Below are 26,185 nucleotides of genomic sequence, written 5' to 3'. Positions count from 1 at the left end.
GAGGGAAAGATTACCGACGTTTCCTTTCCCAATCCCTAGAGCAATTGGGTAAAATTTTATTGATCGCTTTTTTTCGGCCCTAAAAGCTCATCAAGGATCACAAATCCGGCGCCGATGGTGATGAAACTGTCCGCCAGATTGAAGACCGCGAACGACCAGCTCGCCGTGTGGAACAGGATGTAGTCGATCACATGCCCATACACGAAGCCGTCGATCAGGTTGCCGGTCGCGCCGGCGATGATCAGCGAAAAGCCCGCATGGGCAAACGGCCGATCCTTCGGCGTGCGCCGCCAGAGCCAGAGCACGAAGGCAACGATGACAACCCGCATGCCGATGATGAATTCGCGCTCCATACCGGACAGAAGCGAGAAGGCGACGCCGAGATTGTAAGTCCGATAGAGCGCCAGGACCGGCAGCAAAGGCACCGCCTCCTGCATGGGAAGATAGTTTTCCACCGCGATCTTCACCGCCTGGTCGAGGATGACCGCGATGATGATGACAATCAGGGCCGTTAGCGGTCTTGAGAGGAAGGCAACGCGTCCGTTCATTTTTTCTCGTCCAGGGTCAGCAGATGACGGCGCGCCTCGAAAAGCATCACGGCAGTGGCGACGGCAAGATTGAGGGAATCGGCCCTTCCCTGCTGCGGGATACGAACCGTGCGGTCCGCGGCCCTGGCAAGATTGTCTGGCAGGCCGGACTGTTCGTTGCCCATCAACAGAACGACCGGCTTCTTCTCATAGTCGACCGTTCGGTAGTCGACCGCACCAGCCAGATGGGTCGCGACGACCTGGGTGCCGGAGCGCTTCTGCCAGGCGAGAAACTCCTCCGCCGAACATTTGACGACCGGCATCGCGAAGACCGAGCCCATGGTGGCCCGTACGGTTTCCAGCGAAAAGGGATCAGTGCATTCGCCGACCAGGAACACGGCGGAGGCCCCGGCCGCATCGGCCGTCCGGATGATCGTACCGAGATTGCCCGGGTCGCGCACCCGGTCGAGCGCCACGAAAGTCTCCTCCCTGGCAGGCCTCAGATCGTCCAGCCGCTTCCAGCGCTGTTCGAAAATGCCGACCACCATCTGCGGATTGTCGCGCCGGGTGATCGACGAAAGCACCTTTTCGCTGACTTCCAGCACCAATCCACCCCGGGCGACGGTCTTCGCCGCCACCTGTTCCACCAACGGCTTGCCCTTCGCCGCCTTGGCGTAGACGAGAGTGCGGATGGACCAGCCGAGTTCCAGCGCGTCGATGACGAGCTTCAAGCCCTCGGCCATGAAGGTCCCGCTTTCCTCGCGATCCCTCTTGTTGCTGAGCGCCTTGATATCCTTGATGATCGGGTTGGCAAGCGAGGTGACTTCCTTCACCTGTCCTACCCGTATTGGTCCTGATCTCTGAAATTCATCTGTCATGCCGGCACCCAGCGGCTGAAAAGCGAAGTGGAAAGCGCGCGGCCGTGGCCTTTGCCGTCGAGCCCGGCCTCGCGGATGACGAGTTCGCCCGATTCCACTATGCCGCCCGCTCCGCGCATCGTCTCGCGCATCAGTTCGTGGATGGAATAGAAGCTTGCCCGGATGGAATAGGCGGTCAGCACAAGGCCGATCGCCTTTGGTGACAGCAGTTCGCGGCAGATATCGAGCATCAGCGGCAGATGATCGAAGAGCTGCCAGACCTCGCCGTTAGGCCCGCGGCCGAACTTGGGCGGGTCGGTGAGGATGATGTCGTAACGGTTGCCGCGGCGTTCCTCGCGCAGGATGAACTTCATGGCATCCTCGCAAATCCAGCGGATCGGCGCCCTTTCGAGTCGCGCAAGCGCCTGGTTCTCGCGCGCCCAGCCGATCGCCTTCTTCGAGGCGTCCACATGAGTGACCTCCGCGCCAGCGGCGGCCGCCACCAGCGAAGCGACGCCCGTATAGCCGAAAAGGTTCAGCACCTTGACGGGCCGTTTTGCCTCTTCGATGCGGGTTTTCATCCAGCTCCAGTGGGCGATCTGTTCGGGGAAGACCCCGACATGGCGGAAGGCGGTGAAGCGGCCGAGGAAGTCAATGCCGAGAAGGGAAAGCGGCCAGGTCTCGCCGAGCGCCTCCTTGGGAAAACGCCAACGGCCCATGCCGTCCTCATCCGTGTCACCGGTGAAAACCGCATCCGCCCTCTCCCATACATGGGCGGCAAGCGACGGCTGCCAGAGCGCCTGCGCTTCCGGGCGAACGATGCGATAGGGGCCGTATTGCTCGAGCTTGAGGCCCTTGCCGCTGTCGATCAGGTGGAAATCTCCGGCACCCGACGATTCCAGGATCACCGGAATGCGTTCGGCAGGCGGCTCGCCCGCGCGCACGTTCAGCGGCCGACTTTCTGCCGGCGCAGACGTTGCGGGTCCTGCGGATTTCTCCTGCGACCGTGGCACCGGCCTGGCCGGGGCAGCATTCCCGCGCGCAGGCCGGTGGCCTGTCTCTGGCCGGGCCTTTCGTTCCGGCCGCCTTTCCTTGTTCTTCAATGCGTTCATCCGCCTGGGTTATTCTTCGCAAGGCAGCAGATAACATCCGCCGCGCATTCTTCAAAGCCGTGCGCCGGCAGAGGCCAGGTTTTCTTCACGACCGACCTGTCCGCCCAATGTCCCCCTTGGCAAAGGTATCGGCGCTTGCAATATGACAATCAGCAAAATCCAAGGAGGAGCATCACATGGATATGGGCGGCGAAGAACGGATTGCGGCACCCCGCGAAGTGGTCTGGGAGGCACTGAACGACCCGGATATCCTCCGCCAGTGCATTCCCGGCTGTCAAAGCCTGGAACAGAAGTCGCCAACGGAACTCGCCGCCACCGTGAAACTGAAGGTCGGCCCGGTTTCGGCAACCTTCTCCGGCGAAGTGACCCTTTCCGACATCAACCCGCCGGAGAGCTACATGATCTCCGGCGAAGGCAAGGGCGGCATTGCCGGCTTCGCCAAGGGTTCAGCAACCGTGACCCTGCTGGAAGACGGTGCCGACACGTTGCTGCGCTATGCGACCAAGGCGCAGGTCGGCGGCAAGATCGCCCAGCTCGGCTCGCGCCTGATCGATTCGACCTCGCAGAAGCTCGCAGCGCAGTTCTTCGCGGATTTCAACAAAGCCGTCGTCGCCAGGGTCAGCCAGGCCTGATCCTTATTTTGCCGGAAGCTGCTGCGATCCAGGCCGTCCTGCAAGCACTGCCTGGTGCTCCTTCTGCCATTTGACGGCTTCGCGCGCCTCGGCGCGGGCCTGCTTGCGGTACTTGCCCTGGCTCCACCAGGTCGCAGCCGAACCGATCACCATGCCGATGAGGACGGCAAGAAAGAGGAACACGAAGAAAGGAGCGCTCACCGAAAGGACACTGTCCTCCGGCCGGAAGGGATTGAGCGCGAGGATGGCCATCTGGCGGTTCGCCACCGCAAGAACGATCAGCACAATGCCGAGCGGCACCAGGATCAGAAGGCTGATGATCTTTTTGAGCTTATCCATCGGACATCTCCCGGCAGCAACGATTGCCGTTTGATCGGCAGCTGTTGCAGAATAGGCGCAGTTTATGGGCTTTCAAAGGCGACGGAAGGCCGCGGCCGGCGATGTCAATCGTCTTCGTCCGCAAGGCCCGGATTCAGTCGTTCGCGCAGTTCCTTGCCGGTCTTGAAGAAGGGAACCCACTTCTCCTCGACAAAGACGCTTTCGCCGGTGCGCGGGTTTCGACCGGATCGAGAAGGACGATTCTTGACCGAAAAGGCGCCGAAACCGCGCAGTTCGACGCGGTTTCCCGCAGCAAGGGCATCTGTGATCTCGTCGAGCACGGCATTCACGATGTTCTCGACGTCGCGATGATAGAGATGCGGATTGCGCGCTGCGACGATCTGAACCAATTCAGACTTGATCACGGTTGCCCCCTTGAAAAGGCTAGATTTTCAACCGTGCCAACCTGCCAAACCGAGACCAGACCGTCAAGGAACAACTTGTCGGCGCCGAGCGCGCGAAGCGTCTCCGGCGTCACGACCTGGGCAAGGCCGGTCTGCTTCACAAACTCCGCAAGCGCGCCCGCCAACCAGAAGGACGAGGCGGAGCTGCGCTCCTTCCAGTCCACGACCGGCAGGTCCTTCGCGACGCCACGCGTTTCCAGATAGGCGCGGATATCGTCCTCGCCGCCGAGCTTGTCGACCAGCTTGACATTGAGCGCCTGGCGACCGGTGAAGATCGTGCCGTCGGCGAGCTTCAGCACGTCCTCGCGCGGCAGTTTGCGGCGGTCGGCGACGAGATCGACAAACCAGCCGTAACTGTCCATCACCATGCTGCGGATCATGGCCTTGGCTTCCTCGCTCGCCGGATGGAAGGGTGAAGGCTCGGCCTTCAGCGGCGCCGACTTGATCTCCTCCAGCGAGACGCCAACCTTCTTCATGACCTCGTCAAGCTGCGGATACTGGAAGATCACCCCGATCGAGCCCGTGATCGAACTCTCGCCCGCAACGATCTGATCGCCCGCGGTGGCGATCATGTAACCGGCGGACGCCGCGAGCGTACGGATGTCGGAGACGACGGGCTTCTTTTCGGCAATGTGGCGGATCGCCTTGAAGATGCGTTCTCCCCCATAGGTCGTTCCGCCCGGCGAGGAGATCGAGACGATGAGCGCCTTAGCCTGATTGCTGTCGGCAATCCGGTCGAGCCGCTCCAGGAGTTCCTTGTTATCGGTGATCAAACCGGAAATCTCGACACGCGCAACGTGCGGTACGGCCGCACCGGCACGATCGCCGAGCGCAACCCGGTAGAGTGCAACTCCGATACCGACCAGCATGATCAGGGCAACGATGCGCCAGAAGCTCAGCTTGCGGCGCAGAGAACGCCGATCGGCAATTGCCATTTGATCCATAAAAACACCCTCAAATCTGCCCAGCAGCAGCTAAATAGGCTCTGTAGCGTGTTTTACACGAGGGCACATCACGTTTTTATGTTGTCCGTTATTGTTTGTTGATGAATAAAAACCATATTGGCGGACAGAGTAGGCCTGTGCGTGCCGGCTCCGGCCATCAGATGGCTTCGGGGCAGGCCGCAAAGGGCAAAAAGGAAAAGATCCAGCATCCATGCTGCAGCATATTCGAAAGACGGCGGGCCTGGTGGCGGCGTTGGAGCCGCATGCGGACGCCTATCAGGCGGCGCTTGCCCATTCCGCCCTTGTGCGGAAGCTGAAAATCCTGCTGCCTGTCGCCGCCGGCTTGATCTCGATCGTCTTTATCGGTGTTTCGATCATCCGCGCCTATCTGCCGGAAGACCTTTCCATCGAAAGCGCCCGCATCGAAAACGGCAAGATCGTCATGGAACGTCCGGCGATTTCCGGCCGCAACAATGAAGGCATCAGCTACTCGATGATCGCCAACCGTGCATTGCAGGACATCCAGAACCCGAACATGATCACACTCGAGGACGTGAAAGCGGCGGTGCCGATCAATGACGACGTGATCGCGCGGGTAACGGCAACCGGCGCCGACTTCGACCGCGGCACCGACATGCTCGATCTCACTGCTCCGTTCGACGTGAACCTCAGCAACGGCATCACGGCCCGATTCAAATCCGCCCATCTTGACGTCAATGCCGGTTTCCTGGACACACGCGATCCCGTCGATATATCGATGAAAGAAGGGTCGATTGTTGCAGACTCCTTAAAGATAACGGATAAGGGGCGCATTATCACTTTCATAGGCCAGGTTCGCGTCCATCTCGACCCTGCCACCATCCGCAACCAAGGCAAATAGAGCCCGGCCGCCATGACGTATCGCCGCCTTTTTACACGGAATTCCGCAGTTCTGATTGCGGCGGGGCTATTATCCTGCCTTGCCGCCACCGCTCAGGCCCAATCGACCACCAGCCAGATGGAAAGCCTCAAGCTTTCCAACGATCAGCCGATCCAGATCCAGAGCGACCAGCTCGAGATCAAGGAACAGGAAAAGAAGGCTTTCTTCACCGGCAATGTGCAGGTCGTGCAGGGCTCGACCACGGTAAAGGCCGGCAAGATGACGGTGCTCTATACCGGCGAGGGCGCATCCGTGACCTCGGGCAACGCCAATATTGACAAGATATTCCTCGATGAAACGGTTTTCCTGAGCTCCGGTACGCAGCAGGCCACCGCCGAGAAAGGCGAGTTCGACATGGCCACGCAGACTTTCGTGCTCTCGGGCAAGCAGGTCGTGCTCTCCGAAGGCCCCAATGTCTTCAAGGGCTGCAAGCTGACCGTGCTGATGGAAACCGGCCAAGCCAAGCTCGACGCCTGCGGCGGGCGCGTCGAAATCCTGCTCGACCCGAAATCGCGGCAGCAGCAACCGAAACAATAATAGACATTGCCCGTGAAAATACCGCTGCTCTCCAGTCTGTCGGCAAGGAAGCCGTCCGCGCCCGAACCCTTCGTTGTACGCGACAAAGCGCGCTATGAGGGCACGCTGGTCGCGCACGGCCTTTCCAAGACCTATGACGCGCGACGCGTCGTCAACGGCGTGTCGCTGGTGGTGCGCCGTGGCGAGGCCGTTGGGCTGCTCGGACCCAATGGCGCCGGCAAGACGACCTGCTTCTACATGATCACCGGCCTCGTGCCAGTGGATGAGGGCATGATCGCCATCAACGGCAACGAGGTCACCCGCATGCCAATGTACCGGCGCGCCCGCCTCGGTGTTGGCTATCTGCCGCAGGAAGCCTCGATCTTCCGCGGCCTGACGGTGGAAGAGAACATCCGCGCGGTGCTCGAAGTGCATCAGCCGGACAAGGACAAGCGGGAACACAAGCTCGACGAACTCCTGCAGGAGTTCCATATCAGCCAGCTGCGCAAATCCGCCGCCGTGGCGCTTTCCGGCGGCGAGCGGCGCCGCCTCGAAATCGCCCGCGCATTGGCGACGGATCCCGCCTTCATGCTGCTCGACGAGCCGTTCGCCGGCGTCGACCCGATTTCCGTCTCCGATATCCAGAATCTCGTTCGCCACTTGACGGCACGCGGGATCGGCGTTCTGATAACCGACCACAACGTCCGCGAGACTTTGGGCCTCATCGATCGCGCCTACATCATCCATGCGGGTGAAGTGCTTACGCATGGCCGGGCGGGCGACATCGTCAACAACCCGGATGTCCGCCGGCTTTACCTTGGCGACAAGTTCAGCCTCTAGTGCGACAAAGAAGTTTGCTTTGCCCGCACCGCGGCGCTTGACCAAATCCCATAAAAAAGCAATTCTCGTGCCAGATGCAAATTCGGCCATCAAGAGGCTTGGCCGAAGGCGCGTGTTGCCGCCTCACGATGGGGTACCGCAAGGGGATTGCAGGGGAGTTTCGCGTCCGCCATGGGTTTATCCACCAGCCTTTTCCTACGCCAAACCCAATCGCTGGTGATGACACCGCAGCTGATGCAATCGATTCAGCTGCTGCAGATGACGCATTTCGAACTCAACCAGTTCATTGCCCAGGAGGTCGAGAAGAACCCGCTGCTCGAAATTGCATCAGAGAATGCCGAAAACGGCGCGGAAACAGGCTTTGAAAGCGGCGGCATCTTTGCCGAACCGGAGCTCGGAAGCGAAGGCGCCGGGGCCTCGGACGAGAGCGAGTGGTATGAGGGGGGCTCTTCCGTCACAGCGGAACAGCTCGGCGAAGGGCTCGACACAGGCTTTGAGAACGTCTTTCCCGACGACGGACCGGAACGGCGCGCCGACGCCCCGGAACTCCTCAGTCAGTGGAAATCCATGCCGGGCGGGGATTCCGGCGAAGACTACGATCTAGACGATTTCGTCGCCGGTCAGGTGACGCTACGCGACCATCTCAACCAGCAGATCCCTTTCCTTCTGGGCAGTATGACGGATCGTCTTGTGGCCCAGCATCTGGTCGATCACCTCGATGAGGCGGGTTACCTGCAGGGTGATGTTCAGGAAATCGCCGCACGGCTCGGCAAGCGCTCCGAAGACGTGGAGACCATCCTGCACAAGCTGCAGACGCTGGAGCCGCCGGGCGTCTTTGCCCGCTCGCTCAGCGAGTGCCTGGCGATCCAGCTACGGCAGAAGGATCGGCTCGACCCGGCGATGGACGCGCTTGTGAAGCATCTCGACCTGCTCGCCAAGCGCGACTTCGTCTCGCTGCGGAAGATCTGCGGGGTCGATGACGAAGATCTGCTCGATATGCTGGCGGAAATCCGCGGGCTCAACCCGAAACCCGGCGCCGGTTTCGAAAGCTCCGTCTCGGAGACGATTTCGCCGGATATCGTCGTCCGCCCCGCGCCGGACGGAAGCTGGCTGGTCGAGCTCAATCCGGACACGCTGCCGCGGGTTCTGGTGAACCAGGCCTATTTCCAGAGCGTTTCAAAGAATTGCCCGAAAAACGGAGAGGATCATAATTTCCTGTCCGAATGCCTGCAGAACGCCAATTGGCTGACGCGCAGCCTCGACCAGCGAGCCAAGACAATCATGAAGGTGGCAGCCGAGATCGTCCGCCAGCAGGACGCCTTCCTGCTGCACGGCGTCGATCACCTGAGACCGCTCAACCTGAAGACCGTCGCCGAAGCGATCAAGATGCACGAATCGACGGTGAGTCGCGTCACCTCCAACAAATACATGCTGACGCCGCGCGGCCTGTTCGAGCTCAAATATTTCTTCACCGTCTCGATCGGTTCGGCGGAAGAGGGCGGCGACAGCCACTCGGCCGAAGCCGTGCGCCACCGCATCCGCCAGCTGATCGCCCAGGAAACGCCGGACGCGGTGCTTTCCGACGACGACATCGTCATCAGCCTGAAGCGCGGCGGCGTCGAACTGGCGCGCCGCACGGTGGCAAAATACCGCGAGGCGATGAACATCCCCTCCTCCGTCCAGCGCCGCCGGGAGAAGCGTGCGCTTGCCAAGGTGGCGGCATTCTGACGAACGGATTTCCACAGACCTAAGTAGTTTTCCCAAGGCCTGCGACCGTTGACATTCCGGGCATCGGGGGTTAGAAGCCCGCCGCAACTGCACGGGACATGGCCAAAAGCATGCCCCGCCGTCCGATAGGCATAGATTGCAGCAATTTGGCTTTGCCGCATTCGTACGGCTTGGATGAGGGGGCGGCTTGGCGTAGACTGAAACACGCAAGTCACGACAAGAAGGAAAAATTCCATGAGTGTGCGTGTATCCGGTAAGCATATGGAAATTGGTGAATCGTTCCGTCAGCGGATCGAGGACCAAATCGGTGAAGCGGTTGCGAAATACTTCGACGGGGGGTATTCCAGCCAAGTCATTGTGGAAAAATCCGGCTCGCGCTTTTCAGCTGATTGCAAGGTCCATCTCGACACCGGGATTGTCCTGCATGCGGCAGGAGAGGCGAATGATCCCCAGGGATGCTTCGATGCTGCGGCAGAGCGGATCGAAAAGCGCCTTCGTCGCTACAAGCGGCGCCTGAAGGACCATCACGCGGGCAACCACATGAATGGCTACGCCGAAGTCGCTTACACGGTGATGGATGCCGTACCGGATGAATCGGACGAACTGCCTGAGGATTTCGCGCCGACCATCGTTGCGGAAAGCTCAAAGCCATTGAAGACGATGACTGTAGCTAGCGCAGTGATGGCGCTCGACATGACTGATGAGCCGGTTCTCCTGTTCCGCAGCCCCGGCAAGGAAGAGTTGAACATTGTTTATCGCCGCAACGACGGCAATATTGGCTGGATCGATTCTACCAATATCAAAAACTGAACAACCTTGGGGAGAGCGTCGGAAACGGCGCTCCCCTTCGCATGGAGCAAAGCCTCTTGCGGCACAAAGGATGACGAGAATGGCATTGGCAGATTTGCTGCAGCAAGATGCGATTATTCCTGCCCTCAAAGTGAATTCCAAAAAGCAGCTTTTGCAGGAACTGGCGGCCAAGGCCTCCAAGCTCACCGGCGTCGCCGAACGGGAAATCTTCGATATTATCCTGCAGCGGGAAAGGCTCGGCTCCACCGGCGTCGGCCATGGCATCGCCATCCCGCATGGCAAGCTCAGCAGCATCTCCTCCATCAAGGGGATTTTCGCGCGGCTCGAAACGCCGGTCGATTTCGAAGCACTTGACGATGAGCCTGTAGACCTCGTTTTCCTGCTGCTTGCGCCGGAAGGCGCCGGAGCTGACCACCTGAAGGCATTGTCGCGGATTGCCCGCGTGCTGCGCGATCAGGATCTGGTGGCGAAGCTGCGCAAGACCGATTCCGCATCGGCAATCTACGCCTTTCTGAACGAGGAACAGGCTAACCACGCCGCATGACGGCACAGATTTTTCGTGGGGACGAAGCGAAGCCGCCCGGCTGCTGGAGAAGCGCCGGGCGGTTTTGTTCTGGGGATTTTCAAACCTGCCCGTTGATCACTGATCGAGGTCCGATTTCAGCCGATCCAGCAATCGGACGGCATGCGCGGCGTATTCCCCGATCCAGCGATCACTGATCGCCTTGATCGGCAGCGAATTCAGATAGTTCCAGCGTTCACGCCCTTCCCGCTTCACAATCACCAGATCCGCGTCCTCCAGAACTCTCAGATGCTGCATGACCGTGCAGCGATCCATATCAAAGAAGGTTTCGCAGAGTGCGCCCGTCGTTTGCGGCTTGTCCCTCAACTGATCCAGGATTTGCCGCCGTCGGGGATGGGCGAGTGCCTTGAAAACGGCATCGATCTGCGATTCGCTTGACATGTTATATTTTTATAACATATTTTTGATACCGGCAAGAAATCGCGGGGAAGAGCTTCGATATTTCCAAAAGGGAGGAGAATTTGTCATGACCGGACACATCTACGGCGGCATCGACATCGCCATGAAAGTCCCGCCACATCAGTATCAGGAGACGCTCGCTTTCTACCGAGACGTCGTCGGGCTCAAGGAGATTACCGACAAGGCGCCGGCCATAGGCTTCGAACTCGGTCCGAACAAATTATGGATCGACGAGGCGCCGATGCTGAGCCAGGCAGAGATCTGGCTGGAGCTTTTCACCGACGATTTCGGTGCCGCAGCGGCCCACCTGGAGAAATCGGGTGTCGTTCGTTGCGATGCGATCGAGCCCCTGCCGGACGGCTTCAAGGGCGGCTGGGCGATGAATCCTGCCAATATCGTGCACATGGTGCGAGAACCCGCCGCCTGGTGAGACGACAGAAGAACGCACCATGGCAAAAGCGGGCGAGACCGCCCGCCTCCAGAATTGTCAGGCTTTGTTCTCGCCAGCCGGCTCGGCCGCCGAGGCTTCCGGTTTGGGGCCGCCTTTTGCAACGCCGACCATGGCCGGACGCAGGACGCGTTCGCCGATCGTAAAGCCCGCCTGTACCACCTGCACGACCGTGTTGTTCGGTACGGTGGTGTCCGGAATTTCGAACATGGCCTGATGGAAATGCGGATCGAACTTCTGGCCTTCCGCCTCGATCCTCTTGACGCCATGGCGTTCCAGCGCCGACAACATGGAGCGCTCGGTCATTTCGACACCTTCCAGAAGCGTCGTCAGCGTGGCATCGGCCCCAGCGCGCATTTCGGTCGGCACGGCATCCAGCGCACGGCGGAGGTTATCCGAAACGGCGAGCATATCGCGGGCAAAGCCCGCGACCGAATAGGACTTGGCGTCCTTCACGTCGCGCTCGGTGCGGCGACGCAGGTTATCCATCTCGGCGGCAAGCCGCAGGAAGCGGTCACGCAATTCGGCATTCTCCGCCTTCAGCACATCCAGGGGATCGGTCGTCTGGCCTGCCTCCGGGGCCGGCGCTTCGGCGGCGTTCTGATTGGCCGCGTCCTCAAGAGCAGACGCCACGGCTTCCGCCGTATTTTCGGCGGCAGTTGTGTCAGGTCCGTTCTTCTTGGTTTCGTCGGTCATGACGGTCTCCAGTTATTCTTTGCTTAGATTTCCGGGCTTCGATTTGTGCCCGATATCGAGGTTTAAGATGGAAAAATCAAGGCTTGGGCGGAAACTCGGACGCCGGAAGCTTGCCTCGTCAGCGCGACAGCCTTGCGAGAAGCTGGGCGGTGTAGTCCACCATCGGCACAATACGGGAATAATTGAGCCGCGTCGGACCAATGACGCCGACAGCGCCTATAATATGGTCCTCGCCGTCGCGATAGGGTGCCACAATGAGCGAGGAACCGGAAAGCGAAAAGAGCTTGTTCTCTGAGCCGATGAAGATACGCACACCCGGCCCCCTCTCGGCGAGTTCAAGAATTTCGATCAGGCTGTCCTTCTTTTCGAGATCGTCGAAAAGAAGGCGCAAACGATCCAGATCGGCTGAATCGTCGAGGCCCTGAAGAAGGTTGGCGCGTCCGCGAACAATGAGCTGGCTCGGCTTGCCTTCCTCGCTGTCACCCGACCAGACGGCCAGCCCTCGCTCGACGAGCTCCTGCGAGAGAGTATAAAGCTCTCCCTGCACCTGGTCCTTAAGCCTCGTAAGCTCATTGCGCAGTTCGGGGAGCGTCTGACCGGACAGATGCGCATTGAGGAAATTCGCCGCTTCCGTGAGCTGTGACGAAGTCACGCCGGCGGGCAGCTCGATGATGCGGTTCTCCACCTGATTGTGATCGCCGACCAGCACGGCAAGCGCCTTGGTGGGCTCCAGCCGGATGAATTCCACATGCCTGAGGACGGGATCGCTCTTCGTGGTGATGACGAGGCCGGCGCCGCGCGACATGCCGGACAGCATGAGGCTTGCTTCCGCCATCAGGCTCTCCATCGGCTGGTCGCGGTCACCCGGCCGGATCTGCCGTTCGATCGTGGCGCGTTCCTCATCAGAAAGATTGCCGACCTGCATAAAGGCATCGACGAAAAACCGAAGGCCCGATTGGGTCGGCAGCCGGCCGGCGCTGACATGCGGCGAATAGATCAGGCCGAGTTCTTCGAGGTCGCTCATCACGTTGCGCACGGATGCCGGCGACAGCGACATCGGAAGGAGCCGCGACAGATTGCGGGAACCAAGCGGCTCACCGGTTTCGAGATAGCTTTCGACAACGCGACGGAAGATTTCCCGCGAGCGATCGTCGAGCACAGAGCCGCTGTCCCTACCCGTCGGTCTCGAAAACCCCATTTATTCCTTCACCGTGCCGTTGATCTGCTGTGAAAATATAGTCATTCCTCCGGCTATCGCAAAAGGGAAAATCGGATGACCCATTCCCTCGCATGACAGCCGGCCAACGACCTTTTCCTGCAGGATCGCCGCCGGAATATCAAGATTCGCAATTCCGGACGGAAAACCGCTTCGCACTTTTCCTGGAATTGCTTTAGAAGGCTGAAACCGAAATCCAGGGAGTGGCGAATGCGGCCTTCAGGCAGACAGACAAACCAGATGCGCAAGGTTTCGTTCGAGCGCAATTTCTCCAAGCATGCGGAAGGCTCCTGCCTCGTCAAATTTGGCGACACACATGTGCTCTGCACCGCGAGCCTTGAAGAAAAGACACCGCCGTGGCTGCGCAATTCCGGCAAGGGCTGGGTGACCGCCGAATACGGCATGCTGCCGCGCGCCACGGGCGAGCGCATGAAGCGCGAGGCCGCCGCCGGCAAACAGGGCGGGCGCACCCAGGAAATCCAGCGCCTGATCGGCCGGTCGCTCCGCGCCGTCATCAATCTCGAGGCGCTCGGCGAGAAGCAGATCACGATCGACTGCGACGTCATCCAGGCGGACGGCGGCACACGCACGGCCGCGATCACCGGCGGCTGGGTAGCGCTCTACGACTGCCTCAAATGGATGGAAAGCCGTTCGATGATCAAGGTCGACAAGGTGCTGAAGGACCATGTCGCGGCGATCTCCTGCGGCATTTTTGCCAGCCAGCCCGTGATCGATCTCGATTATCTCGAAGATTCCGCAGCCGAAACCGACGCCAATTTCGTCATGACCGGCGCGGGCGGCATCGTCGAGGTCCAGGGAACGGCTGAAGGCGCTCCTTTCAGCCAGGAAGAATTCCTGCAGCTTCTGGCCCTCGCCCAGGCGGGCACGCAGGAACTGGTGGCGCTGCAGAAGCAGGCGATCGCTTGACCGGAAGGAGAGCGCGGTGATCGAAGGAATTCTCGAAACTGCGCTCTATGCCGACGATCTCGATGCCGCGGAAGCCTTCTATGGCGGCGTGCTCGACCTTGAGAAGATCTTGCGCGCAGGAAACCGGCATGTCTTCTTCCGCTGCGGACCGGGCATTCTGCTGATCTTCAATCCGAAGGAAACGGTGAAGCCACCAGCAGCAGGCGCCTTGCCTGTTCCGCCGCATGGCACCATCGGTCCCGGGCATGCCTGCTTCCGGGTAAGCGGCGAGGCGATAGACAGGATCAAGGAAACGCTGAACCGGGCAGGCATTGCCATAGAAAGCGATTTCCGCTGGCCGAACGGCGCCCGCTCGATCTATTTCCGCGACCCGGCCGGCAACAGCCTGGAATGCGCAGAGCCAAGGCTCTGGGGCCTCGAATAAGGAAGCCGCTTATAAGATGCTTGGTATCGGCGGTAAAACTCCGGTATAGACAAGACAGTCAGAGCCAGGATTTCTCCCGATGATCATACGTGAATGGCGGGGACGCGCCTCCCCCTCCAATACCGATGCCTATCCCGCGCATTTCTGCAGTCATGTGATCCCGGAACTGCAGGCCCTTCCGGGGTTCGTGGGAGCTCACCTCAGCCGGCGAACGCTCGGTGACCGCATCGAATTCGTGGTGCTGACCCGCTGGAAGGACATGAACGCCATCCGTGATTTTGCCGGTGATACGCTCAACAAAGCCGTCGTGGAGCCGGGCGCGATTGCGGCCCTCATCGAATTCGACAATTTTGTCGAGCATTACGAGGTTGTCGAAGAAGTTTGAGCCGTGATCTTCCGCGAGAATGTCGGAACCCCAATCACTTCACCTATTCGTTTCAAAAAGACAGAGAATGCGCAAGCTCGATACAAAAACCATCGTCGTCGCCAGCCACAATGCCGGAAAAATCCGCGAGATCGCCGAACTGATCGGCCCGCTCGGCTTTTCGGCGAAATCCGCAGCCGAACTGAAATTCGAGGAGCCGGAGGAAACCGGCACGACCTTTGAGGAGAATGCCGCGATCAAGGCGCTCGCTTCGGCCCGGGCCTCCGGCCTGCCGGCGCTTTCCGACGATTCCGGACTGGTGATCGACGCACTGGGCGGTGCGCCTGGCGTCTATACCGCCAACTGGGCGGAACGCGAGGATGGCAGCCGTGATTTCCAGATGGCGATGGAAAAGGTCGAGAAGGCGCTCGCCGACAAGGGCGCGATCAAACCGGAAGAACGCCGCTGTCGCTTCGTCAGCGTGCTCTGCCTCGCCTGGCCGGACGGCCACACGGAAATGTTCAGGGGCGAGGTGGAGGGCACCGTGGTGTGGCCCCCGCGCGGCACTCAGGGTTTTGGTTACGACCCCGTCTTCCAACCGCAGGGCTATGATATTACCTTCGGTGAAATGAGCAGTGATCAGAAACATGGCTGGAGGCCGGGCGAGGCGGAAGCCCTCTCCCACCGCGCCCGCGCCTTCAAGCGCTTCGTCGAAACCTGCCTGGAGGCATGAGGGTGGAGAACTTTCCTCCCCTTGTGCCGGGTTTTCTGCCCGATGCACTTCTGCCCGATACGGGCGAGCCGGGATTCGGGGTCTATGTGCATTGGCCATTCTGCGCAGCCAAATGTCCCTATTGTGACTTCAACAGCCATGTCCGCCACCAGCCGGTGGACCAGCCCCGCTTCACCGCAACCTTCCTGAAGGAGATGGAGGCGATGCGACGCATGAGCGGTCCGAAGACAGTCACCAGCATCTTTCTCGGCGGCGGCACCCCCTCCCTCATGGACCCGGCCACCGTTGCGGCGATCCTTGAGGGTATCGCCCGGCACTGGCATGTGCCCGATGGCATCGAGATCACCATGGAGGCCAACCCCTCAAGCGTCGAGGCAACCCGTTTTCGCGGCTACAGGCAAGCCGGCGTCAACCGCGTGTCGCTCGGTGTCCAGGCCCTCAATGATGCCGATCTGCGCTTCCTCGGGCGGCTGCATGACGTCACCGATGCGCTGAAGGCGATCCGCCTGGCACGCGAGATCTTTCCGCGCATGAGCTTCGACCTGATCTACGCCCGGCCTAACCAGACGGTCGAAGCCTGGGAGACGGAGTTGAACGAGGCCATCTCCTATGCGGTCGACCACTTGTCGCTCTACCAGCTCACCATCGAGGAGGGCACGCCCTTCTACGGACTCCACAAGGCCGGCAAGCTGGTGGTGCCGGATGGAGAACAGTCGGCAATCCTCTACGAGGCGACGCAGGAGATTACCGCCCGGCATGGCCTGCCGGCCTACGAGGTTTCCAATCATGCCCGGCCGGGTGCCGAAAGCCGCCACAACCTCACCTATTGGCGCTACGGAGACTACGCGGGCATTGGCCCCGGCGCGCATGGCCGGCTGACGCGCGGACGCAACAAGATCGCGACGTCGACCGAACGGCGGCCGGAAACCTGGCTCGAACAGGTGGAACGGACGGGCCACGGCATGGTGGAAGAGGAGGTCCTCGGCTTCGAGGAACAGGCCGACGAACTGCTGCTGATGGGGCTTCGACTGCGGGAGGGTGTGGATCTCGCCCGCTGGCAGCAACTTTCCGGCCGCGATCCGGATCCCGTCCGCGAAGAGCGGCTGCTGGAGCACGGCTTCATCGAGCGTCTCGGCAACTCGCGCCTGCGCTGCACGTCATCAGGCATGCTGATCCTGGATGCCGTGGTGGCCGATCTTGCGTGCTGATCAGCCCTTTACCGCAGTGACATGCAGCCAGTCGGTCGGCCTATCATCGTAGGCACCGCCATGCGTCTCATCGATATCGATTGATGCCCAGTGCCGGGTTTCATAGACCGCGTTCAGCCACTCCCGCGAGGGATAATTGTAGTAGCGGCCGAGATCGTCGAAGCCTTCCGCCGCGCCGGCCTTGAAGCTTGCATAGAAAATGCCGCCTGATCTGAGAGCCGAGTGAATGCCGGCCAGAATGCCGCCAAGGTCAGACCGCGGGACGTGCAGCAGGCAGGCATTGGCCCAGACGCCATCAAAGGCATCGACTGCGTCGATATCCTCAAACCGCAGCACGCGCACCGGCACGCTCAGACGCTTTTCGGCTTCATCCGCCATTTCCGGCGTGCCGTCGGTCGGCATCACGCGAAAACCACGCTCCATCATCGAGGCGCTGTCGCGGCCATTGCCGCAACCGAGCTCTAGGATTTCCGCGCCGGGTTTCAGTTTCAAGAGAAAGCGATCGAGCCGGAACCGGCTCGATTCGGAAGTCCTTGCTGCATAGATCGCTGCATTTTCGGCGTAGAAGCGGAATGTCGGGTCGTCTTCCATGCCTTCCGTCTCCTACCGCGACGACGACAAGAGCTCAGGACCAGGCGTGATGCACGCCACGGCCCAGATCGCTGCAGCAGAGAGGGGGAACATCGCCTTAAGCGTTGTTCTCGTTGATCAGCCGCTTCAAAAGCTCCACTTCATGGCTGAGCTTGGTGTCACCGGAAATCAGTTCCTCGATCTTGCGGACCGCGTGGAGCACGGTCGTATGATCGCGACCGCCGAACCGGCGCCCGATTTCCGGGAAAGAGCGCGGCGTCATGGTCTTTGAGAGGTACATGGCAACCTGCCGCGGCTTGACGATGACGCGCGTACGGCGGTTCGAGACCAGTTCCTGCCGTGAAACATTATAGTGACGCGCCACAATGCGCTGGATGTCCTCGATACGGACGCGCCTGGCCTCGCCGGCACCGACCAGATGGGCGAGCAGTTCGTCGACGCGCTCGATCGACAGCGACGGCTCGAAGGAGCGGCGGAACAGGAGTTGATTGAACGCGCCCTCCAACTCGCGGCCGCTGGCCGTCACGTTCCGTGCCACATGGCTTAGGATTTCCGCGGGAATATCGAGCGAAGGATCGTCCTGCCGGGCGGTCGCGAGACGGCCCTTCAGCATTTCGAGGCGCATCTCGTAATCCGGCGCTTCGACTTCAATCGCCACACCGCCCTGCAGGCGCGAACGGACGCGCGGATCGAGCGATTCCAGTTCCCAGGGCGCACGGTCTGCAGCAACCACCACCTGCTTTGCGCTGTCGAGCAGCATGTTCAGCAGATGGCAGAACTCGTTCTGGATCATCTTGCCCTGCAGGAACTGCATGTCGTCGATGATCAGGAGGTCGATATTGCGCAGTGAATCCTTGAGCGTCAGCGCATCGTTATCACGGATCGCGGTCGCAAAGCGCCACATGAAATATTCCGCCGTCAGATAGACGACCCGCGGCATGCGCTCACTGCCGACGGCTGCATTCGCAATCGCCTGCAGGAGATGCGTCTTGCCGAGGCCCACGCCGGAATGAATGAAGAGCGGATTGAAGCGCACGGCGCCTGCACCGGCTTCGGCGATCGTCTTGGCAGCGGCAAGCGCTACCCGGTTCGACGGGCCTTCCACAAAGGTTTCAAACGTGAAACGGCTGTCGAGCGGCGAACCGAACAACGGGCCCGGCGCCTGAGTCGCACGGGCAGCGGCAGCGGCAGCAGCCGGCGCCGGAAAAGAAGCAATCTTGCCGATTTCGCGCGGCATCTGCGGTCGCTGGTGTGATTGAGCCGGCGCCGGTTCAGGGGAAAGAGCACGCTCTTCGCATGCAGCCGGGAGGCGAGGATGGCGGCTTGCGCTGCGCACCAGGATTTCCACCTTCAGAATCTCCGGGTCTTCCGCCTGGAAGATCGACGTAATGAGATCAAGGTAGCGGTTATTGATCCAGGATTTGAGGAAAGTCGTCGGCACCGTGAGACGAACCAGACTCTTTGAGACCGAATGCAGCTTCAAACGCCCGAACCAGCTTGCATAAACATCCTGACCGACTTGCGCTTTCAAACGTGTGCTGAATCGCTCAAAAAGAGCATCATGCCTCATCTCCGATGTTTCCCCTGCCGCCTGGGAGCAAACTGAATCAAGTGCCTGCCGTGCTTGGTCTCCATTACCTGCACGGGCTGATACGATATTCATCTGCATTATTTGCCGCCTTCCAAATCTTGCCGCCCGGCGATTCTCGTTTACCCGCCAGGACAAATCTCGTTTCAAGGCGTCGCAGACCATCCCCACTCATTGAGAATCGCCGCCGCCCGTCCCCTTTTCCAACTCCTTCTTCCGCCTTGCGGCTGAATGAAGGCCTCGCCTAGCCCACCTCGTACACGGGCTTGAACTCGTGGAAGCCACCCCACGCAACCGAACACCTCATCCTCTGCATGAGTTGTCCGAAACCTCTCGCACCTCCGTTATCCGGCTCCCGCCAGATCCGCGTTGACAAAAACCGACCGTTTCCGGAAAACGCCAATTTTCCGGCGCACAATCGATGGTTACCTGAAGAACGGGAAGAGCTCTCCCGTAGCAAGGGGCAGAAAGCCTATCCACCGCCTTTACAGACGGTCCCGGCAGCCCTCTTAAGTAATCCCCGCGGCCCTTGCTGGAGGCCATTTAGGCAGGATCAAATGCCAAGATCAATGATGAATTTTACGCAAAATTAAGAGGCGGGCGTTGACTCGGCGGGCGTGATTTGAATGTCACAGACGCAGTCATGGAGAATCGCAGTTGAATCAATGGGATTCAAAAATGACATACATTCCGAATGATTGTTCACAGAAAAAATAAAAATCTTCTTGACTCGGTCACCGGGCATTTAGGCGCGTGGAAAGTCGCCTATCGACTCGCGCACCTCCGATAAGTATATGATTTAAAATGATATTTTATGTCACGCCCTTGACACGAAATTGTTAATGAGCCGGATAATTATAAGGATGACTGAGAGAATCACAAAAAGCCCGGTCAACCGACCAGGCTTCATTGCAATACAATTTTAACAAATGTCGTTAAGCGGAAAGCGCCTTCACACGGGCCGCAAGACGGGACACCTTGCGAGATGCCGTGTTGCTATGAAGCACGCCCTTGGATGCGGCGCGCTGGATTTCCGGCTGTGCAACCTTGAGCGCTTCGGCAGCAACGGCGATATCACCCGATGCGATCGCTTCCTCGACCTTGCGGATGAAGCCGCGGACGCGCGAACGGCGAGCCTTGTTGACTGCGGTACGGCGAGCGATCTTGCGGGTCGCCTTTTTCGCCGAAGTTGTATTGGCCATTTCATGCCTCTCTACGAATTCGAACCAAACTCCACCGTTGCCGCCGGTCCTGCGACCCTTCATCCAGCAATTCGGGAGCAATAGAGGAAGCCGTGATCAGGCTTTCTCAACTGTGGGCGGGCATATAACCGGAATACCCGCCCCCGTCAACGCAGATTCTGGCGACGCGCATATTGATCGATGGCGATCCCGTCTCATCGGTTCGAAAATTGCGGTTTACGCTTTTCCACGAAAGCCGCCATGCCTTCCTTCTGGTCGGCAGTGGCAAACAGCGAATGGAAGAGCCGCCGCTCGAAACGCAGGCCTTCGCCGAGCGTCGTTTCAAAGGAGCGGTTGACCGCCTCCTTGGCCATCAGCACAGCTGCGCGGGGGAACGATGCGATCTTTGCGGCCGTCTCGACCGCCTCGTCGATCAGCCGCTCGGGCGGTACGATGCGAGCCACCAGCCCTGCCCTTTCGGCCTCCGCTACATCCATCATGCGGCCGGTCAATACGAGGTCCATCGCCTTGGCCTTTCCTACAGCCCTCGTGAGGCGCTGCGAGCCGCCCATGCCCGGGATGACGCCGAGCGTGATCTCCGGCTGGCCGAACTTCGCCGTCTCCGACGCGATGATGAAATCGCACATCATGGCAAGCTCGCAGCCGCCGCCAAGCGCGAAGCCCGAAACTGCGGCGATCATCGGCTTGCGGGTCGCCGCCACGGCCTCCCAGCCGGAGATGAAGTCACCGATATAGGCGTCGACGAAATCGATCCCCTGCATCTCTTTGATGTCGGCGCCGGCAGCAAAGGCCTTTTCGGAACCGGTCAGCACGATCGCGCCGATGCCTTCTTCCTTGCCGAAGGCGGCCAGCGCGTCAGCAAGCTCGGACATCACAGTCGAGTTCAGGGCGTTCAGCGCCTTCGGCCGGTTGAGCGTGACGAGCGCCACCGGTCCGCGGGTTTCGGTCAGCAGGGTTTCATAGCTCATCCGGCGTCTCCTCTCCTATTTCTGGCAGACGGGACAATAAAAGGTGGAGCGGCCCGCCTGAGTGATGCGGGCGACCGTACCGCCGCAACCCGGCGTGCAGCAAGCCCCGCCTTCACGGTCGTAGACGGAGAAGGAATGCTGGAAATAGCCGAGCGAGCCGTCGGTCTGGATATGATCCTTCAGCGACGAGCCGCCAGCGGCGATCGCATCGGCAATGACATTGCGGATCACCCCGGTCAGCAGCCCAAGCTCCTTCTTAGGCCTGCCGGTCTTCGTGACGATGCTGCCGGCCGCCCGCTTCGGCGACAGATGCGCGCGCCACAGTGCTTCGCATACATAGATATTGCCGAGACCGGCGATCACCGTCTGATCGAGAAGAGCGCCCTTGAGCGGCTGGCTTTTGCCGGAGAACCGTTCCGCCAGGTAATCGGCGTCGAGCGCGTTGCCGGTGGGCTCCGGCCCGAGTTGGGCGAAAGCGGGATAGAGATCGAGCTCGCTACGCCTCCAGAGCTGCATGAAACCGAACCGGCGCGGGTCGTTATATATGACCTTCAGAGGGCCCTTCCCGTTCCGAAGGTGGAAAACGACATGATCGTGCTTCTGGTCCTTGGAGCGCGGATGATGGAATTCCCCGAGCGTCTCGTCCTCGATCCGGAAGGAACCGGACATACCGAGATGGCTGATGACAGTGAGATCATCCTCAAGGTCGATCAGCAGGTATTTGGCGCGGCGGCTGAGTGAGACAATACGACGCTCCCGGACCGTCTCGGCGAAATTCTCGGGCAGCGGAAAACGCAGGTCGGGACGATTCAGCTCGAGCCTTGCGATAACGGCACCTTCCATTGCCGGGGCGAGGCCGCGCCGGACCGTTTCAACCTCTGGCAATTCGGGCATCTGTACCTAACTTCCTGTTCCAACCATGAAGATCCTGCTCTATAGAGCGGACCGGATGCCGCATCATCTATAATGGGGAACCACTGATAGCGAGGTCAAACCGATTTCGCTATGGTCGCCCTCCAATAGAGCCTTAAGGAGTTCGCCGATGACCGAAGCCCGTACCAGCGCCGATGGCGGCATGGAGACGTCCTATGGCTTCCGACAGGTGACGGATGGCGAAAAGCAAGGCCTCGTCAACGACGTCTTCCATAAGGTCGCCAAGCGCTACGATATCATGAACGACGTGATGTCGGCCGGTATGCATCGCGTCTGGAAGGATGCGATGGTGGCGGCACTCAATCCGCGCAAGGACGCCGGCTACAAAACCCTGGATGTAGCGGGCGGCACCGGCGACATCGCCTTCCGGATCGTCGAAGCCTCCGATCGCAAGGCGCATGTGACCGTGCTCGACATCAATGGCTCGATGCTGGCGGTCGGCGCCGAGCGTGCGGCGAAAAGGAAGCTCTCCGAAAACCTGGATTTCGTTGAGGCGAACGCCGAATCCCTGCCTTTCGAAGCGAACTCGTTCGACGCCTATACGATCGCCTTCGGCATCCGCAACGTGCCGCATATCGACGTAGCACTCAAGGAAGCCTATCGCGTGCTGAAGCGCGGCGGGCGGCTGCTGGTGCTGGAATTTTCCGAGGTGGAAATGCCGCTGCTCGAACGCTTCTACGACGAATGGTCTTTCAAGGCGATCCCGCGCTTCGGCAAGATGATCACCGGCGAGGCCGAACCTTATCAGTATCTGGTGGAATCGATCCGAAAATTCCCCAACCAGGAGAATTTTGCCACGATGATCCGCAATGCCGGGTTTTCGCGCGTGACCTATACCAATTATACCGGCGGCATCGCGGCGCTGCATTCCGGCTGGAAACTCTAACGGAATGAGTACGCTTGGAGCCTATTTCCGGCTTGCCCGGGTGGGATGGGTGCTGGTGCGCGAAGGGGTGGTCTCCGCCCTGCCCAGCCAGGGCTTGCCGCCGTCCGTCGGTCTCGTGAAATCGCTGATCGAGCCGCTTGCACGCAAGCGCTCTCTCAAGCAGGCCCGGAGCGAACGGCTCACGCGCGCCGTCGACCGGCTGGGTCCCTCCTACGTCAAGATCGGGCAGTTCCTTGCCACCCGTCCGGATGTCGTGGGCGTCGACTGGGCGGTCGACCTGGCACTCCTGCAAGACAGGATGGCCTATTTTCCGACCGAAGCTGCCAAGGCCGCCGTCGAAGGTTCGCTCGGCCGGCCGATCGACGATCTCTATTCCTCGTTCGGCGAACCGATCGCCGCCGCCTCGATCGCCCAGGTACATCCCTGTGTGGTCGGCGACAGGAAGGTCGCGGTGAAGGTGGTGCGGCCGGGCGTGCGCCATCGCTTCGCCCACGATATCGAGAGCATGTACCTGCTCTCGCACATGCAGGAGCGCTTCGTGCCATCGAGCCGGCGCCTGCGGCCTGTCGAGGTGACGCGCACGCTCGAACAGACCACCAAGGTGGAGATGGACCTCAGGCTCGAGGCCGCAGCCCTGTCCGAGATCGCCGAGAACACCAAGGGCGATACCGGCTTCCGCGTGCCGCAGGTGGACTGGGAACGAACGGGCCGCGACGTCCTTACCATGGAATGGATCGACGGCATCAAGATGTCCGACGTGGCAGCCTTACGCGCCGCCGGACACGATCTGGAAAAGCTCGCCGAGGTGCTGATCCAGTCCTTTCTGCGCCATACCTTGCGTGACGGCTTCTTCCATGCCGACATGCACCCAGGCAACCTTTTCGTCGATCCCACAGGCACAATCGTCGCGGTCGACATGGGCATTGTCGGGCGACTTGGGAAGAAAGAGCGCCGGTTCCTCGCGGAAATCCTGTTCGGATTCATCACCCGCGACTACAGACGCGTCGCCGAAGTGCATTTCGAGGCCGGTTACGTGCCCGCCCATCACGACGTGTCGAGCTTCGCGCAGGCGATCCGGGCGATCGGGGAGCCGATCCACGGCCAGCCGGCCGAGACGATCTCGATGGCACGGCTGCTCGCCCTGCTCTTCGAGGTGACCGACCTCTTTGACATGCAGACGCGACCGGAACTCATCCTTCTGCAGAAGACCATGGTCGTCGTCGAGGGCGTGTCGCGCATGCTGAACCCGCGCTTCAACATGTGGAAAGCTTCCGAACCCGTGGTCGGCGCCTGGATCCGCGACAATCTCGGACCGAAACGTGTTGTGTCCGACTTGAAGGACGGCTTGAAGTCGGTGGTGAAGCTCGCCGAAGCCGTGCCGGAAATCGCCGCCAGGACGGAAAAATTCCACGAGGAACTCCTTCATATGAGCGAGCACGGCCTGCGCTTCGATCCGGAAACGGCGGAAGCGATCGGCAGGGCGGAGGCGCGGCACAATCGCTCCGGCCGCGTGGCGCTCTGGATCATCGCACTTACGCTCATCTATTTCGCCTTCACGCTTTGACGAATCGATAGCGACCCACCGGTTGCGACATCGGATGTCTGCATTTTGGGATATTCCCTAACCTGTTTCTTCCGCTAGGTTGAGAAGAAAGAGGATTTCATGCCTGACCCCAAACCGCTTATCGAACTGACAGGTCAGCCGATCGGATTTACCGAGCTGCTGTTGATCGGCGAGAACAAAGTTCGGTTGGCGGCCGCACCGGAGGGGTTGGCCCGGGTACAGGCGGCAAGAGCTGTGGTCGAACAGGCGATGGCGGACGGCAAGCCTGTTTACGGCGCCACAACCGGTGTCGGCGCCATGAAGGACGTCGCCTGGTCGAACGAGGAACTGGACGCCTTCAACCTCGGGCTCGTGCGCGCACATCATTTCGGTACCGGCGAACCCTTTCCCATCTCCGTCGTGCGCAATGCCATGGCGCTTCGCGTCAATACGGCGCTGACCGGTTATGTCGGATGCTCGACCGATCTCGTGAACGCCTACCTGGAATTGCTTTCCGCCGACGTGATCCCGGTCGTGCGCCGTACCGGCTCGATCGGCTGCGCCGACATCGGGCTGATGGGCCAGATCGGCGCGGTGCTGACCGGCGTCGGCGAAGCCGTTTATGAAGGCAAGCGCCTGCCTGCGGCGGAAGCCTTCAAACGCGCAGGGCTGAAACCTAGACGCATGGCGCCGCGCGACAGCCTTGCTTCGCTGAGCGTCAATGCGGTGAGCTTCGCTGCGGCAGCCGAAACAACGCGCGCTGCCGCAGGCGCATTGCGCACGCTGCTCGCCGCCGGTCTCGCCGCTTCGGGTGCGATGGGCGCTTCCAGGGATCCATGGATTGCGGTCACGCATGTGGGTACGCCGCGCGAGGCGATGATCGGCAAATGGCTGTGCAATGCTTCCGAGGGCTGGGATTGGCCGAGCGGCACGCATGTGCAGGATCCCTTGAGCCTGCGCATGATCGCGCAGGTCTTCGGTGCCGTGTTCGAAAGCGTGCTGACGGCCGGCCACAAGATCCTCGCCGCCACAGGCCGCACCGACGACAACCCCGTGATCGCCGAGGGCCGGGTGCTCACCTCCGGCGGATCGCTGCCGCTCGATGTGACGGTTCTCCTGGAATCGGCGATCCTGTGCATGGCGCATGCGGCGCGCAACTCCTTCAACCGTTGCGTCCTGCTCGGCAACGGGCAGCGGCGCGACCTGCCGGTGAACCTCGTGCCGGAAGGAGCAATCGCCACCGGGTTCGGACCGATCATCAAACTCGCGGGCGAGATTTTTTCCCGCGTCCTTTCCATGACCAATCCGGTTTCCGCCCAGTCGCTGGTCGTCGCGGGCGGCATGGAGGACGAGGCGGCTTTCCTGCCGCTCGTCATCGAGCGTTTCGACCGACAGATGCAGGCGTTGAAACGACTTGCTGCGCTGGAAGCCCTGCTTGCCGCCCAGGCCATGGACATCCATCGCGACAAGCCGGGCGGCGCGGTGAAGCTCGTCTACGACGTCGTGCGCCGGCATGCGGCGTTCTATACGGTCGACCGGCCGCTTTCGACAGAAGTGGAGGCGATCGAGGACGAACTGGCCTCGGAGGAATTTCTGACCGGCCTCATTGCGATTTCCCCGATCCATGCGATCGACGGTTTCTTCGCGCTTGGCGGTTTCGGCATGGATGCGTTTCAGCCTCGTCCGACCGCTATCGATTTGAAGTATCCCTGATCCGGCGCCCTAGAGCAGGTTCTGCCACCTCGGGGCGCCCGAGCGGCCTTTATTCCGCCCGTTTCTTCATTCTCTGTTAAGGAATACATTCCTTTT

The 26,185-nt window shown here is 60.6% G+C and carries 30 protein-coding genes; 16 read left to right on the top strand and 14 right to left on the bottom strand.

Translation table 11 applies throughout. The features are described from left to right. Nucleotides 1–56: 56 nt before the first annotated feature. The 3 genes from lspA to J2046_RS00665 are packed head-to-tail and all read right to left on the bottom strand — an operon-like array spanning nucleotide 57 to nucleotide 2,496. On the bottom strand, nucleotides 57–548 hold the full coding sequence (gene lspA, locus J2046_RS00675) for a signal peptidase II (protein ID WP_210047882.1): 492 nt from the start codon (nucleotides 546–548) through the stop codon (nucleotides 57–59). Then, nucleotides 545–1,405 carry a TrmH family RNA methyltransferase gene (locus J2046_RS00670; RefSeq protein ID WP_210047873.1) on the bottom strand — a complete coding sequence of 287 codons (861 nt, stop codon included), beginning with the start codon at nucleotides 1,403–1,405 and terminating at the stop codon, nucleotides 545–547. Before J2046_RS00670 ends, lspA begins: the two co-directional genes overlap by 4 nt. After that, on the bottom strand, nucleotides 1,402–2,496 hold the full coding sequence (locus J2046_RS00665) for a class I SAM-dependent methyltransferase (protein ID WP_210047871.1): 1,095 nt from the start codon (nucleotides 2,494–2,496) through the stop codon (nucleotides 1,402–1,404). The genes J2046_RS00670 and J2046_RS00665 overlap by 4 nt, the downstream gene beginning before the upstream one ends. A gap of 176 nt (nucleotides 2,497–2,672) precedes the next feature. On the opposite strand from J2046_RS00665, the gene J2046_RS00660 reads away from it, so the two are divergent. Beyond that, nucleotides 2,673–3,128, top strand: a complete 456-nt coding sequence (locus J2046_RS00660; RefSeq protein WP_210047863.1) for an SRPBCC family protein — start codon at nucleotides 2,673–2,675, stop codon at nucleotides 3,126–3,128. Between the two features lie 3 nt (nucleotides 3,129–3,131). On the opposite strand, the gene J2046_RS00655 is transcribed toward J2046_RS00660, so the two are convergent. The 3 genes from J2046_RS00655 to sppA form a co-directional block, all read right to left on the bottom strand. Continuing rightward, nucleotides 3,132–3,467 (bottom strand): LapA family protein, encoded by a 336-nt coding sequence (locus J2046_RS00655; protein ID WP_210047861.1) that lies wholly within the window; start codon nucleotides 3,465–3,467, stop codon nucleotides 3,132–3,134. A 104-nt stretch (nucleotides 3,468–3,571) separates the two neighbouring features. Beyond that, on the bottom strand, nucleotides 3,572–3,871 hold the full coding sequence (locus J2046_RS00650; protein ID WP_037159231.1) for an integration host factor subunit beta: 300 nt from the start codon (nucleotides 3,869–3,871) through the stop codon (nucleotides 3,572–3,574). Continuing rightward, nucleotides 3,868–4,854, bottom strand: coding sequence for a signal peptide peptidase SppA (gene sppA, locus J2046_RS00645; RefSeq protein ID WP_210047860.1), 987 nt, complete (start codon nucleotides 4,852–4,854; stop codon nucleotides 3,868–3,870). The genes J2046_RS00650 and sppA overlap by 4 nt, the downstream gene beginning before the upstream one ends. Before the next feature lie 211 nt (nucleotides 4,855–5,065). On the opposite strand from sppA, the gene lptC reads away from it, so the two are divergent. The 6 genes from lptC to ptsN all read left to right on the top strand — a co-directional run bounded on the left by lptC (nucleotide 5,066) and on the right by ptsN (nucleotide 10,211). Next, on the top strand, nucleotides 5,066–5,734 hold the full coding sequence (lptC, locus tag J2046_RS00640) for an LPS export ABC transporter periplasmic protein LptC (protein ID WP_210047859.1): 669 nt from the start codon (nucleotides 5,066–5,068) through the stop codon (nucleotides 5,732–5,734). Nucleotides 5,735–5,746: 12 nt separating this feature from the next. After that, nucleotides 5,747–6,310, top strand: a complete 564-nt coding sequence (locus tag J2046_RS00635; protein WP_210047858.1) for an LptA/OstA family protein — start codon at nucleotides 5,747–5,749, stop codon at nucleotides 6,308–6,310. 24 nt (nucleotides 6,311–6,334) lie between these two features. After that, entirely contained in the window at nucleotides 6,335–7,129 is a 795-nt protein-coding gene (gene lptB / locus J2046_RS00630; protein ID WP_411828453.1) for an LPS export ABC transporter ATP-binding protein, read from the top strand. A 171-nt stretch (nucleotides 7,130–7,300) separates the two neighbouring features. Continuing rightward, the gene (gene rpoN, locus J2046_RS00625) at nucleotides 7,301–8,857 is read left to right on the top strand and encodes an RNA polymerase factor sigma-54 (RefSeq protein WP_210047857.1); all 1,557 of its coding nucleotides are present in this window, start codon (nucleotides 7,301–7,303) and stop codon (nucleotides 8,855–8,857) included. 234 nt (nucleotides 8,858–9,091) lie between these two features. Further along, nucleotides 9,092–9,667 (top strand): ribosome hibernation-promoting factor, HPF/YfiA family, encoded by a 576-nt coding sequence (gene hpf, locus J2046_RS00620; protein ID WP_210047852.1) that lies wholly within the window; start codon nucleotides 9,092–9,094, stop codon nucleotides 9,665–9,667. Between the two features lie 79 nt (nucleotides 9,668–9,746). Beyond that, entirely contained in the window at nucleotides 9,747–10,211 is a 465-nt protein-coding gene (gene ptsN / locus J2046_RS00615; protein WP_210047850.1) for a PTS IIA-like nitrogen regulatory protein PtsN, read from the top strand. A gap of 96 nt (nucleotides 10,212–10,307) precedes the next feature. On the opposite strand, the gene J2046_RS00610 is transcribed toward ptsN, so the two are convergent. Next, nucleotides 10,308–10,631: an ArsR/SmtB family transcription factor gene (locus tag J2046_RS00610; protein WP_210047841.1), complete on the bottom strand. Its 324-nt coding sequence runs from the start codon at nucleotides 10,629–10,631 to the stop codon at nucleotides 10,308–10,310. Between the two features lie 85 nt (nucleotides 10,632–10,716). Here J2046_RS00610 and J2046_RS00605 point away from each other — a divergent pair, with 85 nt between their 5' ends. Further along, a complete protein-coding gene (locus J2046_RS00605) occupies nucleotides 10,717–11,079 on the top strand; it encodes a VOC family protein (RefSeq protein WP_210047839.1) in 363 nt (120 codons plus the stop codon). Nucleotides 11,080–11,136: 57 nt separating this feature from the next. Here J2046_RS00605 and grpE read toward each other — a convergent pair whose 3' ends face one another. Then, a complete protein-coding gene (gene grpE, locus J2046_RS00600; RefSeq protein WP_210047837.1) occupies nucleotides 11,137–11,793 on the bottom strand; it encodes a nucleotide exchange factor GrpE in 657 nt (218 codons plus the stop codon). Nucleotides 11,794–11,911: 118 nt separating this feature from the next. Then, nucleotides 11,912–12,991 (bottom strand): heat-inducible transcriptional repressor HrcA, encoded by a 1,080-nt coding sequence (gene hrcA, locus J2046_RS00595; protein WP_210047835.1) that lies wholly within the window; start codon nucleotides 12,989–12,991, stop codon nucleotides 11,912–11,914. A 228-nt stretch (nucleotides 12,992–13,219) separates the two neighbouring features. Between hrcA and rph the strand changes: the two genes are divergently transcribed. From rph to hemW, 5 genes are all read left to right on the top strand, one after another. Next, on the top strand, nucleotides 13,220–13,936 hold the full coding sequence (gene rph / locus J2046_RS00590; protein WP_210047833.1) for a ribonuclease PH: 717 nt from the start codon (nucleotides 13,220–13,222) through the stop codon (nucleotides 13,934–13,936). Between the two features lie 16 nt (nucleotides 13,937–13,952). Beyond that, complete coding sequence (locus J2046_RS00585) at nucleotides 13,953–14,360, top strand: VOC family protein (RefSeq protein WP_210047831.1); 408 nt, start codon at nucleotides 13,953–13,955, stop codon at nucleotides 14,358–14,360. Nucleotides 14,361–14,439: 79 nt separating this feature from the next. Next, nucleotides 14,440–14,745, top strand: coding sequence for an antibiotic biosynthesis monooxygenase family protein (locus J2046_RS00580; RefSeq protein WP_210047829.1), 306 nt, complete (start codon nucleotides 14,440–14,442; stop codon nucleotides 14,743–14,745). Between the two features lie 67 nt (nucleotides 14,746–14,812). Next, complete coding sequence (gene rdgB, locus J2046_RS00575) at nucleotides 14,813–15,457, top strand: RdgB/HAM1 family non-canonical purine NTP pyrophosphatase (RefSeq protein ID WP_210047827.1); 645 nt, start codon at nucleotides 14,813–14,815, stop codon at nucleotides 15,455–15,457. A 2-nt stretch (nucleotides 15,458–15,459) separates the two neighbouring features. Then, the gene (hemW, locus tag J2046_RS00570; protein ID WP_325169717.1) at nucleotides 15,460–16,665 is read left to right on the top strand and encodes a radical SAM family heme chaperone HemW; all 1,206 of its coding nucleotides are present in this window, start codon (nucleotides 15,460–15,462) and stop codon (nucleotides 16,663–16,665) included. Here the strand turns inward: hemW and J2046_RS00565 are convergent, their stop codons facing one another. The 5 genes from J2046_RS00565 to mutM form a co-directional block, all read right to left on the bottom strand. Further along, entirely contained in the window at nucleotides 16,666–17,256 is a 591-nt protein-coding gene (locus J2046_RS00565) for a class I SAM-dependent methyltransferase (RefSeq protein WP_210047823.1), read from the bottom strand. It lies immediately after the preceding gene. A 97-nt stretch (nucleotides 17,257–17,353) separates the two neighbouring features. Further along, nucleotides 17,354–18,925 (bottom strand): chromosomal replication initiator protein DnaA, encoded by a 1,572-nt coding sequence (gene dnaA / locus J2046_RS00560; protein ID WP_210047821.1) that lies wholly within the window; start codon nucleotides 18,923–18,925, stop codon nucleotides 17,354–17,356. Between the two features lie 854 nt (nucleotides 18,926–19,779). Beyond that, a complete protein-coding gene (gene rpsT / locus J2046_RS00555; protein WP_037159269.1) occupies nucleotides 19,780–20,046 on the bottom strand; it encodes a 30S ribosomal protein S20 in 267 nt (88 codons plus the stop codon). A 194-nt stretch (nucleotides 20,047–20,240) separates the two neighbouring features. Continuing rightward, nucleotides 20,241–21,014: an enoyl-CoA hydratase gene (locus J2046_RS00550; RefSeq protein ID WP_210047819.1), complete on the bottom strand. Its 774-nt coding sequence runs from the start codon at nucleotides 21,012–21,014 to the stop codon at nucleotides 20,241–20,243. A 15-nt stretch (nucleotides 21,015–21,029) separates the two neighbouring features. After that, a complete protein-coding gene (mutM, locus tag J2046_RS00545) occupies nucleotides 21,030–21,908 on the bottom strand; it encodes a bifunctional DNA-formamidopyrimidine glycosylase/DNA-(apurinic or apyrimidinic site) lyase (RefSeq protein ID WP_210047817.1) in 879 nt (292 codons plus the stop codon). A 148-nt stretch (nucleotides 21,909–22,056) separates the two neighbouring features. On the opposite strand from mutM, the gene ubiE reads away from it, so the two are divergent. From ubiE to J2046_RS00530, 3 genes are all read left to right on the top strand, one after another. Further along, nucleotides 22,057–22,833, top strand: coding sequence for a bifunctional demethylmenaquinone methyltransferase/2-methoxy-6-polyprenyl-1,4-benzoquinol methylase UbiE (gene ubiE / locus J2046_RS00540; RefSeq protein ID WP_210047815.1), 777 nt, complete (start codon nucleotides 22,057–22,059; stop codon nucleotides 22,831–22,833). 4 nt (nucleotides 22,834–22,837) lie between these two features. Next, a complete protein-coding gene (ubiB, locus tag J2046_RS00535) occupies nucleotides 22,838–24,397 on the top strand; it encodes a 2-polyprenylphenol 6-hydroxylase (RefSeq protein WP_210047813.1) in 1,560 nt (519 codons plus the stop codon). 99 nt (nucleotides 24,398–24,496) lie between these two features. Beyond that, a complete protein-coding gene (locus J2046_RS00530; protein ID WP_210047811.1) occupies nucleotides 24,497–26,089 on the top strand; it encodes an aromatic amino acid lyase in 1,593 nt (530 codons plus the stop codon). Nucleotides 26,090–26,185 lie beyond the last annotated feature (96 nt).

The sequence above is a fragment of the Neorhizobium petrolearium genome, assembly GCF_017873175.1.
Classification (GTDB): Bacteria; Pseudomonadota; Alphaproteobacteria; order Rhizobiales; family Rhizobiaceae; genus Neorhizobium; species Neorhizobium petrolearium.
Note: the sequence above shows the minus strand (reverse complement) of the source record. Positions and strands in the feature narration are given on the sequence as shown.